Annotated in this window: 14 protein-coding genes and 1 riboswitch; of the genes, 12 read left to right on the top strand and 2 right to left on the bottom strand. The window is 70.2% G+C overall.

Annotation, left to right across the window (positions count from 1 at the left end; all coding sequences use genetic code 11):
- Nucleotides 1-96: 96 nt before the first annotated feature.
- Both HDA39_RS06800 and HDA39_RS06805 read right to left on the bottom strand, forming a co-directional pair.
- Entirely contained in the window at nucleotides 97-1320 is a 1224-nt protein-coding gene (locus tag HDA39_RS06800; protein WP_202892893.1) for an RNA polymerase sigma factor, read from the bottom strand.
- 68 nt (nucleotides 1321-1388) lie between these two features.
- Nucleotides 1389-1757: a YciI family protein gene (locus HDA39_RS06805; protein ID WP_184794382.1), complete on the bottom strand. Its 369-nt coding sequence runs from the start codon at nucleotides 1755-1757 to the stop codon at nucleotides 1389-1391.
- Between the two features lie 206 nt (nucleotides 1758-1963).
- On the opposite strand from HDA39_RS06805, the gene clsA reads away from it, so the two are divergent.
- The 12 genes from clsA (at nucleotide 1964) to HDA39_RS06865 (ending at nucleotide 13319) form a co-directional block, all read left to right on the top strand.
- Complete coding sequence (clsA, locus tag HDA39_RS06810) at nucleotides 1964-2566, top strand: cardiolipin synthase ClsA (protein ID WP_184794383.1); 603 nt, start codon at nucleotides 1964-1966, stop codon at nucleotides 2564-2566.
- 41 nt (nucleotides 2567-2607) lie between these two features.
- Nucleotides 2608-3390 (top strand): DUF881 domain-containing protein, encoded by a 783-nt coding sequence (locus HDA39_RS06815; RefSeq protein ID WP_184794384.1) that lies wholly within the window; start codon nucleotides 2608-2610, stop codon nucleotides 3388-3390.
- Complete coding sequence (locus HDA39_RS06820) at nucleotides 3387-3719, top strand: small basic family protein (RefSeq protein ID WP_077016542.1); 333 nt, start codon at nucleotides 3387-3389, stop codon at nucleotides 3717-3719. Before HDA39_RS06815 ends, HDA39_RS06820 begins: the two co-directional genes overlap by 4 nt.
- Nucleotides 3720-3721: 2 nt before the next feature.
- Nucleotides 3722-4714, top strand: a complete 993-nt coding sequence (locus tag HDA39_RS06825; protein WP_238355994.1) for a DUF881 domain-containing protein — start codon at nucleotides 3722-3724, stop codon at nucleotides 4712-4714.
- A 24-nt stretch (nucleotides 4715-4738) separates the two neighbouring features.
- Nucleotides 4739-5122, top strand: coding sequence for a glycine cleavage system protein GcvH (gcvH, locus tag HDA39_RS06830; RefSeq protein ID WP_184794385.1), 384 nt, complete (start codon nucleotides 4739-4741; stop codon nucleotides 5120-5122).
- 161 nt (nucleotides 5123-5283) lie between these two features.
- Nucleotides 5284-5808: an FHA domain-containing protein gene (locus tag HDA39_RS06835; protein WP_184794386.1), complete on the top strand. Its 525-nt coding sequence runs from the start codon at nucleotides 5284-5286 to the stop codon at nucleotides 5806-5808.
- Nucleotides 5809-5839: 31 nt separating this feature from the next.
- A complete protein-coding gene (ftsR, locus tag HDA39_RS06840; protein ID WP_337925654.1) occupies nucleotides 5840-6475 on the top strand; it encodes a transcriptional regulator FtsR in 636 nt (211 codons plus the stop codon).
- A gap of 215 nt (nucleotides 6476-6690) precedes the next feature.
- Nucleotides 6691-7185, top strand: coding sequence for a bifunctional nuclease domain-containing protein (locus HDA39_RS06845; RefSeq protein ID WP_184794388.1), 495 nt, complete (start codon nucleotides 6691-6693; stop codon nucleotides 7183-7185).
- A gap of 200 nt (nucleotides 7186-7385) precedes the next feature.
- On the top strand, nucleotides 7386-8003 hold the full coding sequence (locus HDA39_RS06850; RefSeq protein WP_420488712.1) for a MerR family transcriptional regulator: 618 nt from the start codon (nucleotides 7386-7388) through the stop codon (nucleotides 8001-8003).
- 58 nt (nucleotides 8004-8061) lie between these two features.
- Complete coding sequence (locus tag HDA39_RS06855) at nucleotides 8062-8949, top strand: dihydrodipicolinate synthase family protein (protein WP_337925655.1); 888 nt, start codon at nucleotides 8062-8064, stop codon at nucleotides 8947-8949.
- A 15-nt stretch (nucleotides 8950-8964) separates the two neighbouring features.
- Nucleotides 8965-9056: riboswitch (glycine riboswitch) on the top strand.
- A 76-nt stretch (nucleotides 9057-9132) separates the two neighbouring features.
- Entirely contained in the window at nucleotides 9133-12021 is a 2889-nt protein-coding gene (gene gcvP, locus HDA39_RS06860; protein WP_202892895.1) for an aminomethyl-transferring glycine dehydrogenase, read from the top strand.
- Nucleotides 12018-13319, top strand: coding sequence for a serine hydrolase (locus tag HDA39_RS06865; RefSeq protein WP_184794390.1), 1302 nt, complete (start codon nucleotides 12018-12020; stop codon nucleotides 13317-13319). Before gcvP ends, HDA39_RS06865 begins: the two co-directional genes overlap by 4 nt.
- The last annotated feature ends 65 nt before the right edge of the window (nucleotides 13320-13384 follow it).

A 13384-nucleotide genomic window follows, 5' to 3' on the forward strand; every position in this document is an offset into this window, starting at 1 on the left:
AGCCCAAGGCGCGGGACACCACGACGTGTGTCCCGCCGCCCACGGAGAGAGTGCTCGGGTGAACGAGTTGCCGAACACCGCCTGCCTGCAGCGCTCTCAGCTGAGCGCCTCCGCGCGGGCCGCCAGGTAGTGCCGCTCGGGGAACGACTGGGTCAGCCGAGCCGCTTCCTGGTACGCCGTCCGAGCAGCTTCGAGGTCGCCCGCCAGTTCGAGCAGATGCGCCCGTACGGCGGTGGTGCGGTGGTGGTCCTCGGGGGCCTCGCCGAGAAGGTCGAGGCCGGTCCGCGGACCGTGCACCATCGCGACGGCGACGATCCGGTTCAGGGTGACGATCGGGCCGGGGGAGAGGGTCTCCAGGAGCTCGTAGAGCACGAGGATCTGGCGCCAGTCGGTGTCGGCGGCATCCAGCGCCTCGGCGTGCACCGCGGCGATCGCGGCCTGCAGCTGGTACGGGCCGATGGGCGCGGCGCTGAGCGTCGTACTGATCAGGTCGGTGCCTTCGGCAATGAAATCGCGGTGCCAGCGGGTGCGGTCCTGGTCCGGGAGAGGGATCAGCGCGCCGGTCTCGGAGGTCCGGGCGGGGCGCCGGGCGTCGGTCAGCAGCATCAGCGCGAGCAGGCCACTGACCTCGCCTTCGGCCGGGAGCTGCGCGTGCAGCTGGCGGGTGAGGCGGATCGCCTCGGTGCTCAGCTCGACGCGGTGCAGGGCCTCGCCGGAGCTGGCGGTGTAGCCCTCGTTGAAGATCAGGTAGAGCACGTGCAGGACGGTGGCCAGCCGCGGGCCGAGCTCTTCGGCGGGCGGCATCCGGAAGGTCGCGCCGCCGGACTTGATCGATGCCTTCGCCCGGCTGATCCGCTGACCGATGGTTGCCTCGGGCACCAGGAAGGCGCGGGCGATCTCGCCCGTCGTCAGTCCGCCGACGGCGCGCAGGGTGAGCGCGATCTGCGACGGGGGAGTGAGCGCGGGATGGCAGCAGAGGAACAGCAGTGTGAGCGAGTCGTCGCTCTCCGGGACGGGCTCGTACGACGGCCCGTCCGGCGTCTCGAACGACCGATGGGGGTCCGCGGCGGCGACCGTCTCCTCGCGTTTGCGCCGGGCCGTCTCGCTGCGCAGCAGCTCGATCCGGCGCCGGGACGCGACGGTGATCAGCCAGTTCAGCGGCTGGTCGGGAACGCCGTCGGCCGGCCACTGGGTGGTCGCCGCGAGCAAGGCCTCCTGGACGGCGTCCTCGCAGAGGTCGAACCCGCCGTACCGGCGGACCAGCGGGCCGACGACCCGGGGAGCGAGCTCCCGCAACAGACTCTCGATCTGCCCCGGCAAGCCGTCGTCCGGCTGCCCCGAGAATCCCCGCTGCCCCGAAAGACCCCCTTCCGGCTGCCCCACGGTGCTCACAGCAGAGTGCTCAGGTCCCGGACCGGACGGATCTCGACGATGCTGTACTCGGCCTCGGGGATCTGCGTGACGATCTCGGTCGCGCGCTCGACGGTGTCGCACTCGACCAGGTAGAAGCCCGCCAGCTGCTCCTTGATCTCGGCGAACGGGCCGTCGGTGGTGACCGCCTTGCCGTCGCGTACGAGCACTTGGCGGGTCAGTGCGGGATCGTCCAGCGACTCGCTCGCGAGCAGCTCGTTCTTCACGCTCAAAGCGTTTTCGAGGGCGGTGTAGCCGGCCATCGACTCGCGTCGCTGCTCCGGCGACAGCTGGTTCCACAGCGCGCGGCCCTCGGGGTTGCCGTAGATCAGGATCAGGAACTTCATCACCCCACAGTACGAGGCGCGAGAGTCTCCCTTCGGTCTCGATCAGGTCACCGGTCGGTGTCGTGCGTAGCCGGGCCGGTCAGGTCGCGTTCGAGTAGTCAGGGGCAAATCAGGGCTACCCCGGTGTGGCCCGGGCGAAACCTGCTCGCATGCCCCAGTAGAGTTACCGGCGGGACTGAGCCAGCGGACAAAAGGGGGAGAGTCGCGTGCCGGACTTGGAGGTGTCCGACCGGGTACTGACGATCCCGAACGCACTGAGCTTCGTGCGGTTGCTCGGGGTGCCGTTGTTCCTGTGGCTGATTCTCGGCCCGGAGGAGGACGGCTGGGCCCTGCTGGTGCTCGCCGTCTCCGGTTTCACCGACTGGGCCGACGGCCAGATCGCCCGCCGGATGAACCAGACCACCCGGCTCGGCCAGATGCTCGACCCGGTCGCCGACCGGCTCTACATCTTCGCGACCGTGCTCGGCCTGGCACTGCGCGACATCATCCCGTGGTGGCTGGCGATCGCGCTGCCGCTGCGCGACCTGCTGCTGACCTTCACCCTGCCCGCGCTGCACCGCCGCGGCTTCAACGCGCTGCCCGTGCACTTCCTCGGCAAGTCGGCGACCTTCTGTCTGCTGTACGCCTTCCCGCTGCTGCTGCTCGGTGACGGCGACAGCACGCTCAACCTGCTCGCCCGGGTGTTCGGCTGGGCGTTCGCGATCTGGGGCACGGCGCTGTACTACTGGGCCGGCGCGCTGTACTTCGTGCAGCTGCGGCACCTGATCCAGACCGTCAAACCGATCAGTGGGCAACCGGGGAGATCGTGACTCAGCAAGCTCCACCCGGGCAGCGGCGCGTGGACGCGTCCATGTCGCTGCTGAACAACCTGATGGCGCACCCGCTCGACGAGGGGTACGCGATCAGCGCGCGGGCCCGTCCGTTGACCGGTGGGCCCAAGAAGGCCCGGCACCGGATCATGCTGGTCGTCGCGTTCGTCGTCCTGGGATTCCTGCTGGCGATCGCCGCGTCGCAGAACTACCGCGCCGCCCCGGCGGCCGAGAAGCAGCGCAACGAGCTGGTCGAACGCGTCGAGCAGGCCGACGGCCGGCTGAACGACCTGCGCAACCGCCAGACCGCCCTGGTGGGTGAGGTGCGCGGGCTGCAGGCCGGCGCGCTGAGCGAGTCCGACGCGGCGCTGCAGAAGAAGGTCGACGACCTGGAGCTGCAGGTCGGCTCGATCGCCGTGACCGGGCCCGGCCTCAAGGTGGTCGTCGACGACGCCAAGAACGCCGACGACAAGGAGGGCCGGCTGCTCGACGTCGACCTCCAGCAACTGGTCAACGGGCTGTGGACCGCGGGCGCCGAGGCGATCGCCGTGAACGGCCACCGGCTGACCAGCCTGACCGCGATCCGCGGCGCCGGCAGCGCGATCACCGTCGACTACAGCTCGCTCAACCCGCCGTACACGGTGCTCGCGATCGGTGACACCAACACCTTGCCGGCCCGGTTCGCCCAGAGCTCGGGCGGCCAGTGGGTGCAGTACCTGGTGAGCAACTTCGATGTCCGGATGACAACCACGACGGAGGACTCCTTGCTGGTGCCAGCCGATGCCACCATCGCGCTGCGGTACGCGAAGGTGGGACCGAAATGATCGCCGTGCTCGGTCTGGTGATCGGCGTCGTGATCGGCCTGCTGGTCGCGCCCGACGTGCCCGACTGGGCCCAGCCGTACCTGCCGATCGCCGTCGTCGCCGCGCTCGACGCGGTCTTCGGCGCGCTGCGCGCGTTCCTGGACGGGATCTTCGACGACAAGGTGTTCGTCGTGTCGTTCGTGTCCAACGTGCTGATCGCGGCCCTGATCGTCTACCTCGGTGACCAGCTCGGCGTCGGCTCGCAGCTGTCCACGGGTGTCGTCGTCGTGCTGGGCATCCGGATCTTCACCAACATGGCCGCGATCCGCCGGCACGTCTTCCGGGCCTGATCATGAGCGACGACCAGCGACCGCCCGAGGAGCCGAAGCGCCCGCCGCAGCACCGCGGCGAGGCGCACCACCGGGCGTCCGCGCCGAAGCATCCCGACCGTACGCCGCCGCCCGGGCCCGAGGGGCCGGGCGAGGGATCGGCCCCGGCCTCGCCTTCGGCGGCGCCCTCGCCCTCGGCGGAGGCTTCGGGTTCGGGTCCGGACGGTACGCCGGCTGACCCGGCACACCCGGCCGCGCCGACCCCGATGCCGCGCGCCAAGGGGCCGAACCTGGCCCTGCGCCGGTTGAAGGCCGGCTTCAAGCCCTCGCGCGGACAGGCGATCGTCGCCGTCGTACTGGCACTCGTCGCCTGTACGGCGGTCGTCCAGGTCCGGGTCAACCGCGCCGACGACGGCTACCAGAACGCCCGCCGCGAGGACCTGATCGCGATCCTCGACGGCCTGAACCAGAACAACCGCCGGCTGGAGAGCGAGATCACCGAGCTGGAGGAGCGCAAGAACACGCTGTCCTCCAGCGCGGACAAGGCCCAGACCGCGCGCGAGCAGGCCGAGCAGCAGGTCCGCACCCTCGGCATCCTGGCCGGCACGCTGCCGGCCCAGGGGCCGGGTGTCCGGATCACGCTGAACGACCCCGAGGGCAAGATGACGTCGGGCAACCTGCTGGACGCGATCGAGGAGCTGCGTGACGCCGGCGCCGAGGCGATCCAGATCAACGGCTCGGTCCGGGTGGTGGCCAGTACCGACCTGATCGACGACGCGCCCGGGGTCCGGGTGGACGGCGAGAAGCTCGTCTCGCCGTACGTGGTCGAGGCGATCGGTGAGTCGCACAACCTGGCCGAGGCGGCGAACTTCCCCGGCGGTCTGGTCAGTGAGGTGACCGGTCCGCAGATCGGCGGCACCGCCGAGGTGACCGAGCTGCGGCAGCTGACCATCAGTGCCTTGCACGCGCCGGAGGAGCATCGCTACGCTCGCCCGGCCCCCAGCCCGACCAAGTAGATCCTGAGCGAAAGAGGACCCGAGGTGTACCCCGAAGACCTGAAGTACACGGCCGAGCACGAGTGGCTCAAGGCCGGCGAAGAAGGCCCGGTGCGGGTCGGTATCACCGACTTCGCCCAGGACGCGCTGGGCGACATCGTGTACGTCCAGCTGCCCGAGGTCGGCGCCGTCGTACGCGCCGGCGACGCCTGCGGCGAGCTGGAGTCGACCAAGTCCGTCAGCGACCTGTTCGCGCCGGTCAACGGCACCGTCCGGGCCGTCAACGAAGCGCTGGCCGACCAGCCCGACCTGGTCAACACCGACCCGTACGGCGAGGGCTGGCTGCTCGACCTCGAGGTCGACGACGACGAGGAGGTGGCGGCCCTGATGGACGCCGACACCTACAAGGGCCAGCTCGACCAGAGCTGACCGGTCGGGAGGACGTCCGCACACCTCCCGCCAACTGATAGGTTTGCGGCCTCAACCGCCGGTCGAGGGTTGAGGCCTCAGTCCACACTTGCACCAACGACTGTCATCACGGGGATCTACGACAACGTCGCCGGACCGCCGGCGATCGGGAGGATCACAGCATGCCGTTCTGCAACCAGTGCGGGCACGAGAACTCCGAGGGCAGCAGGTTCTGCTCGCAGTGCGGAACGATGCTCCCTGGCGCGGACCGTCCGGTGCCCGCCCCCGGCGTCACCGACACCGCGATGCTGACGCCGATCAGCGCCGAGCCCGACACCGAGCGGATCGAGCTGGCCGGTGAGGGCCTGACCGCCGAGGACGAGGCCGCCGTCGGCGCGCTGCCGGCCGGGTCCGCCCTGCTGATCGTCCAGCGCGGGCCGAACGCGGGCAGCCGCTTCCTGCTCGACGTCGACGTGGTCACCGCCGGCCGGCACCCCGACAGCGACATCTTCCTGGACGACGTCACGGTCTCGCGCCGGCACGCGGAGTTCCGCCGCGACCCGGCCGGGGTCAAGGTCCGCGACGTCGGCAGCCTGAACGGCACGTACGTCAACCGCGACCGGATCGACGAGGTCGCGCTGGCAGGCGGCGACGAGGTCCAGATCGGCAAGTACCGGCTCGTCTACTACGCCAGTGGCCAGGCCTGAGGCTGACGCCGGAGGAAGCAGCATCGGAGCGGTGCTGCAGGTCCTGCAGGCCGAGTTTGCCGACGTCACCATCTCCAAGCTCCGCTTCCTCGAGGCCGAGGGACTGGTGACGCCGGCCCGGACGGCGTCCGGGTACCGGAAGTTCAGTGCGGCCGACATCGAGCGGCTGCGGTACGTGCTGACCGCGCAACGCGACCAGTACCTGCCGCTGAAGGTGATCAAGGAACACCTCGGCGCGATGGACCGCGGGCTGCGGCCGACACCGGGCGGCCGTCCGGCGGCGCCTGCCGCGGCCGAGCCGGCCGGGCTGCCGGTGGCCGAGGACTTCGGTGCCGACCGCACCGAGCTGAAGCTGACCCGTGAGGAGCTGCGGGTCGCGGCGGGGATCACGGCGGAGCTGCTCGAGCAGCTGGAGAGTCATCAGCTGGTGGTGGCTCGGGGCAACCACTACGACGGCGACGCGATCCTGGTGGCGAAGGCGGCCGCGGAGTTCGGGCGGTACGGCGTGGAGCCGCGGCACCTGAGGCCGTTCCGGACGGCGGCCGACCGCGAGGTCGGCCTGATCGAACAGGTCGCCGGGCCGCGGCGCGACGACAAGACCCAGGAGCTTGCGGCCCTCGCCGTACGGTTGCACGCGGCACTTGTTCGGTCTCGTTTGTCCCGCTGAGGGGGCGCTGCCTGGCGAGGTCGGCGGTGATGCGGCCGTCCAGGTCGGCTGTGGCTGAGGCCGCTCCGGCCGGAAAGAACGTGGTGGGGACGCAGGCCCGACCGGCGGGGGACTGGCGGGGCGCGGCGGTGGACCGGGGACCGGCCAGACCGGTGGGGGCGCGGCGGTGGACCGGGGACCGGCTTGTGTCACCGGTGCGGAGTAGGCTGAGGGATGTGCGCGAAGTCGACGTAATCGGAGTCCGGGTCGAGATGCCCTCGAGTCAGCCGATCGTGCTGCTCCGGGAGGTCGGCGGTGAGCGGTACCTGCCGATCTGGATCGGCGCGGCCGAGGCCAGCGCGATCGCGTTCGCGCAGCAGGGGATGGAACCACCGCGTCCACTGACCCACGACATCTTCGCGGAGGTGATCCGGGTGCTGGGGCACACGCTGACCCAGGTCCGGATCGTGAACCTGACCGACGGCGTCTTCGAGGCGATCCTGGTCTTCGACGACAAGACCGAGATCTCGGCCCGCCCGTCGGACTCGATCGCGCTCGCGCTGCGGACCGGTACGCCGGTGTTCTGCGCCGAGGAGATCCTCGCCGAGGCCGGCGTCCCGGTGCCCGAGAGCGAGTCCGACGAGGTCGACGAGGTGGAGGAGGAAGAGGAAGTGGAGCGCTTCCGCGAGTTCCTCGACCAGATCTCGCCGGAGGACTTCGACAAGTCCTGAGCGTGCGTTACGACCGTGTGTTGGGTGTGTCTGGTACAAGGCCGGGTTGGTAACGATTCGGCCCGGAGCCGCGACACGCTTTCGGCTCGGAGCGGTTGTCGTTGACCGGGTCAGGTCGGCGGCTTACCTTGAAGGAGTTGTGAGGAGTTGTAACTCCACGGATGTAGTCCGTTCCAGTCAGTACCCAGGGAGGCTCAGGCGTGACACGCACCGGCGACACTGATCTGACGGCGCAGTCGGCGTCGGAAGCACACGCCGACGCGGCTGCCGCAGCGGGGGTGCAGGGCCTGCTCTTCGACGACGACCTGCGCCCGATGCCGGAGGATGTCGGCTTCCGCGGCCCGACGGCCTGCGCGGCCGCGGGCATCACCTACCGTCAGCTCGACTACTGGGCCCGCACCGGCCTGGTGTCGCCGTCGGTCCGTCCGGCCACCGGCTCGGGCACGCAGCGGCTCTACGGCTTCCGCGACGTCCTCCTGCTCAAGGTGATCAAGCGTCTGCTCGACGCCGGCATCTCGCTGCAGCAGATCCGGACCGCGATCGCCCACCTGAGCAAGCGCGGCATCGACGACCTGACCCAGATCACGCTGATGAGTGACGGCGCCTCGGTCTACATGTGCACCTCGCCGGATGAGGTGATCGACCTGCTGGCCGGCGGCCAGGGAGTCTTCGGCATCGCCCTCGGCGGCGTCTGGCGCGAGGTCGAGGGTTCGCTGTCCGAGCTGCCGACCGAGCGTGCCGACGGCAACGACGAGGAGTCCGGCTCGCACGCGAACGACGAGCTCGCCGCTCGCCGCCGCGCCCGGATGACCGGCTGATCCCCGAGCTATCCCCAGCAAAACAGTGCGCCCACTCACCGCGGAAACCTTGCGTGGTGTGTGGGCGACTTTGTTGCTGCCCCTCGACGCTGACGACACGATCGACTTCGCCCGCCTGAAGGCCCAGCTCGACCACCTGCTCACCAGCGGAGTCCACGGTGTGTACGTGCACGGCACGGCGGGCGAGTTCCAGACCCTGACCGAGGACGAGTACGACCGGATCAACGACCTCCTCGCCGCGCAGACCGAGCTCCCGTTCCAGCTCGGGGCCAGCCATCCCTCGGCCCAGCTCCAGCTCGATCGCGTACGCCGGGCCGCCGCGCTGCGCCCCTCGGCGATCCAGGTGATCCTGCCCGACTGGCTGTCGCTGAGTGCCGGCGAGGCGCTGACCTTCCTCGACCGCGTCGCCGAGACGGCGGACGGCGTACCGCTCGTGCTCTACAACCCGCCGCACGCGAAGACGCAGGTCGGGCCCCGGCAACTCGCCGACCTGGCGCGCGCCGTACCGACGCTGATCGGGCTGAAGAACGCCGGGGGAGACGCCGCGTGGTTCGGCCAGGCGCGGGAGTCCGGCCTGTCGCTCTTCGTCCCCGGCCATTTCCTGGCGAGCATGACGCCGCTCGGCGCGGACGGCAGCTACTCGAACGTCGCCGCGCTCTCGCCGGCCGGTTCCGTCAGGTGGTACGAGCTGATCGAGACCGACCACCAGGCGGCACTCGACGTGGAGCGGCGGATCGCGGAGTTCTTCGCCGGGCACATCGCGCCACTGCAGGCACGCGGCCTGTCCAACCCCGCGCTCGACAAGTTCCTCGCCGCGGTCGGCGGCTGGGCCGACGCCGGGACCCGGGTCCGCTGGCCGATGGCGTACGCCGAACCGGACCTGGTCGGACCCGCGCGGGTGACCGCGCGGCGGCTGCTGCCGGAACTCGACGAGGGCAACTGGTAACCTCGGGGTTGCCGTACACAGCACTCGGGAGAGTCCCAGGTTCGCCTGGGCGCCGAAGGGGCAATTCCTCCCCGGAACCTCTCAGGCCCATGGACCGGGTGCCGCAGGCGACTCTGAAGCGCGCTCGCCGCGTGACAGAGGGGGAGGCCACCGGCAGACCTGTCAGCAACGGAGCCTCCACTCATGACTGTGCAAGATACATTTCCCACCCCACCGCCCCGGTCGCACGACATCTCCCCACAGATTTCGGCCACCTTCGCCGACCGCCACATCGGTCCGCGCGCCGACGAGGTCGCCCGGATGGTGCAGACCCTCGGGTACGCCGACGTCGACGCGCTCGTCGATGCCGCGGTCCCGGCCTCGATCCGCTCGGCCGAGCCGCTGCGGCTGCCCGAGCCGGCCTCCGAGGTCGACGCGCTGACCGAGCTCCGGCAGCTCGCCGCCCGCAACACCGTGGCCACCTCGATGATCGGCCAGGGCTACTACGGCACCTTCACCCCGTCGGTGATCGTCCGCCGCCTGGTCGAGAACCCCGCCTGGTACACGGCGTACACGCCGTACCAGCCGGAGATCTCCCAGGGCCGGCTCGAGGCGCTGCTGAACTTCCAGACCGCCGTGTCGGACCTGACCGGCCTGCCGACCGCGAACGCGTCGCTGCTCGACGAAGGCACTGCTGCCGCCGAGGCGATGACGCTCGCGCACCGGTCGAACCGCAAGAGCAAGAGCAACCGCTTCCTGGTCGACGCCGACTGCTTCGCGCAGACGATCGCCGTCGTCGAGACCCGCGCCGAGGCGCTCGGTATCGAGGTCGTCGTCGCCGACACCACCGATGGTCTGCCGGACGGTGACTTCTTCGGCTTCCTGGTCCAGTACCCCGGCTCCGGCGGGGTCGTCCGCGACCTCAAGCCGTTGGTCACCGCCGCGCACGAGCGCGAGACGCTGGTGGCCGTCGCCTCCGACCTGCTCGCGCTGACGTTGCTCGAGGCACCGGGTGAGGCCGGTGCCGACATCGTCATCGGCTCGTCGCAGCGCTTCGGCGTCCCGCTGTTCTACGGTGGCCCGCACGCGGGCTTCATGTCGGTCCGCGCCGGGCTCGAGCGGTCGTTGCCCGGTCGCCTCGTCGGCGTCTCGGTCGACGCCGACGGCGCGCCGGCGTACCGGCTGGCGCTGCAGACCCGCGAGCAGCACATCCGTCGCGAGAAGGCGACCTCCAACATCTGTACGGCGCAGGTCCTGCTCGCCGTCGTCGCGTCGATGTACGCCGTCTACCACGGCCCCGACGGCCTGAAGGCGATCGCCGAACGCGTCCACGCGAACGCCGACAGCCTGGCCGCGTCCCTGCGCGCCGGTGGCGTCGAGGTCGTGCACGAGCAGTTCTTCGACACCGTCCTGGCGCGCGTCCCCGGTCGTGCGGCCGACGTCGTCGACACCGCCCGGCAGAACGGCATCTGGCTGCGCCTGGTCGACGCGGACCACGTCGGCATCTCCTGCGACGAGAAGACCGACGCCGCCGCGCTCGGCCGGGTCTGCCGCTCGTTCGGCGTCCGGTACGACGCTTCGCTTGCCGGTGGCAACCTGGCCGAGGCCGTCACGCGTACGTCGGACTACCTGACCCACCCGGTCTTCAACACGCACCGGTCCGAGACGGCGATGCTGCGCTACCTGCGCAAGCTGTCCGACTACGACTACGCGCTCGACCGCGGCATGATCCCGCTCGGCTCGTGCACGATGAAGCTGAACGCGACCACCGAGATGGAAGCGGTCACCTGGCCGGAGTTCGCCGACCTGCACCCGTTCGCGCCGATCGAGGACGCGGCCGGCTACGTGAAGCTGATCGGCCAGCTGGAGCGCTGGCTGGCCGAGGTGACCGGCTACGCGAAGGTCTCGATCCAGCCGAACGCCGGGTCGCAGGGCGAGCTGGCCGGCCTGCTGGCGATCCGCGGATACCACCGGGCCGAGGGTAACGAAGAGCGCAACGTCTGCCTGATCCCGTCGTCGGCGCACGGCACCAACGCCGCCTCCGCCGTGATGGCCGGGATGAAGGTTGTTGTTGTCAAGGGCAACGACGACGGCACCATCGACCTGGACGACCTGCGGGCCAAGGCGACCGAGCACGCGGACAAGCTGGCCGCGATCATGATCACCTACCCGTCCACGCACGGCGTGTACGAGGAGAGCGTGACCGAGGTCTGCCAGATCGTCCACGACCACGGCGGTCAGGTGTACGTCGACGGCGCGAACCTGAACGCCCTGCTCGGCCTGGCCAAGCCGGGTGAGTTCGGCGGCGACGTCTCGCACCTGAACCTGCACAAGACGTTCTGCATCCCGCACGGCGGCGGTGGCCCGGGCGTCGGTCCGGTCGCGGTCGCCGCGCACCTGGCGCCGTACCTGCCGAACCACCCGCTCCTGGACCAGGCCGGTCCGGACTCCGGGGTCGGCCCGATCTCGGCGGCGCCGTTCGGTTCGGCCGGCGTCCTGGCGATCTCCTGGGCTTACATCCGGATGATGGGCGCCGAGGGCCTGACCTCGGCGACCAAGGCCGCCGTCCTGACCGCGAACTACGTCGCCAAGCGGCTCGAGAACGCGTTCCCGGTGCTCTACACCGGCGAGAACGGCCTGGTCGCGCACGAGTGCATCCTCGACCTGCGGCCGATGACCAAGGAGACCGGCGTCACCGTCGACGACGTCGCGAAGCGCCTGATCGACTACGGCTTCCACGCGCCGACGATGTCGTTCCCGGTACCCGGCACGCTGATGGTCGAGCCGACCGAGTCCGAGGACCTGGGCGAGCTGGACCGCTTCATCGACGCGATGATCGCGATCAAGCACGAGGTCGACCGGGTCGCGGCGGGCGAGTGGCCGGCCGACGACAACCCGCTGGTCAACGCGCCGCACACGGCGTCCGCGGTGATCAACGACAAGTGGGAGCACGCCTACACCCGCGAGGAGGCCGCGTTCCCGCAGTCGGTCGACCGGACCACGAAGTACTGGCCGCCGGTCCGCCGCATCGACGGCGCGTACGGCGACCGCAACCTGATCTGCTCCTGCCCTTCCCCGGAGGCCTTTGAGTGACTCTTCGTTCTGACACCGCCGCCGCCTTGTACGCCGAGGTGGCGGCGGCCCAGAGTGAATGGAAGCTGCCGTCGATCACGGCCGGTGTGGTGCGCGACGGTGCGCTGGTGTGGACCGGGTCGCGGGGGCAGTTCGCCACGGCCGACGGTGGGTTGCCCGGTCCGGAGCGGCAGTACCGGATCGGGTCGATCACCAAGACGCTGACCGCGGTGCTGGTGATGCAGTGCCGCGACGACGGGCTGCTCGCCCTGAACGATGCCGTGGGCAAGTACCTGCCGGGGATCGCGTTCGGGGACCTGACGATCCGGCACCTGCTGTCGCACTCGGGCGGGATGAACGCCGAGCCCGAAGGGCTTTGGTGGGAACGCAATCCGGGAGTGTCGTTCGAGGCGCTGGCCGCGGCGATGGACGAGTCGCAGGCCGCGGGAGTACCGGATCAGCGGTACCACTACTCGAACCTCGGCTACGGGCTGCTCGGGGAAATCGTCTCGCGGTTGCGGGGTGCTTCCTGGATCGAGCTGGTGCGTTCGCGGATCCTGTCGCCGCTGGAGATGCGGCGTACGACGTACTTCCCGGAGGATCCGGCGGCCGAGGGTTTCTCGGTGCATCCGTTCAGTGGCCGGCTGTCTGAAGAACCGGCGTACGACTCGCTGGCGATGGCTCCAGCCGGGCAGCTGTGGAGCACGATCGAAGACCTGGCGCGGTACGCGTGCTTCTGGATCGATCCGGTGTCCGAGGTGCTGAGCCGCGAGAGCGTCGAGGAGATGTCGGCGCCCGCGTCGGCCGATCCGCGCGAGGCGCTCAACGCGGCGTACGGGCTGGGACTGCGGTTGCAGGCCGACGACCCGTACCTGTTCGCCGGGCACACCGGCTCGATGCCCGGGTTCGTCGCGGGCCTGTTCTTCGACCGGGCCCGGCGCATCGGCGCCGTCGCGCTCGCCAACGCGACGTACGGCAAGTGCGCCTCGGTCCCGCTCGACCTGATGCGGGCCACGCTGACCCACGAGCCGTGGCTCCCGCAGGAGTGGGTCCCCGAGCCCGAGCTGCCGCAGGGCGAGGATCTCCTGGGCCACTGGTACTGGGGCAACACCCCCGTCACCATGACGGTCAGCGGTTGCATCCTCCAGTTGAGCGGCGCTCTCACGTGTCGTTTCTCACCGTTGGGCCCTGACCTCTACCAGGGCCGCGACGGCTACTTCGCGGGCGAGAAACTGCGCGTGGTCCGCGACGACCACGGCAGCGTCGCCGAGCTGAACATCGCGACGTTCGTCTTGACCCGCGCGCCGTACGGCCGCTGAATTGACATCACCTGCTGGAGAAGTAGGTTAGGGCTACCTAAGTAAGGGTTGCCTTACTCAACAAC

The sequence above is a fragment of the Kribbella italica genome (assembly GCF_014205135.1).
GTDB lineage: Bacteria > Actinomycetota > Actinomycetes > Propionibacteriales > Kribbellaceae > Kribbella > Kribbella italica.

Excerpts from the sequence above, each read along its gene's own strand:
- HDA39_RS06815 (WP_184794384.1), top strand. The coding sequence starts at position 2,608 with ATGTCGCTGCTGAACAACCTGATGGCGCACCCGCTCGACGAGGGGTAC.
- HDA39_RS06820 (WP_077016542.1), top strand. The coding sequence starts at position 3,387 with ATGATCGCCGTGCTCGGTCTGGTGATCGGCGTCGTGATCGGCCTGCTG.
- HDA39_RS06835 (WP_184794386.1), top strand. The coding sequence starts at position 5,284 with ATGCCGTTCTGCAACCAGTGCGGGCACGAGAACTCCGAGGGCAGCAGG.
- HDA39_RS06825 (WP_238355994.1), top strand. The coding sequence starts at position 3,722 with ATGAGCGACGACCAGCGACCGCCCGAGGAGCCGAAGCGCCCGCCGCAG.
- gcvP (WP_202892895.1), top strand. The coding sequence starts at position 9,133 with ATGACTGTGCAAGATACATTTCCCACCCCACCGCCCCGGTCGCACGAC.
- HDA39_RS06805 (WP_184794382.1), bottom strand. The coding sequence starts at position 1,757 with ATGAAGTTCCTGATCCTGATCTACGGCAACCCCGAGGGCCGCGCGCTG.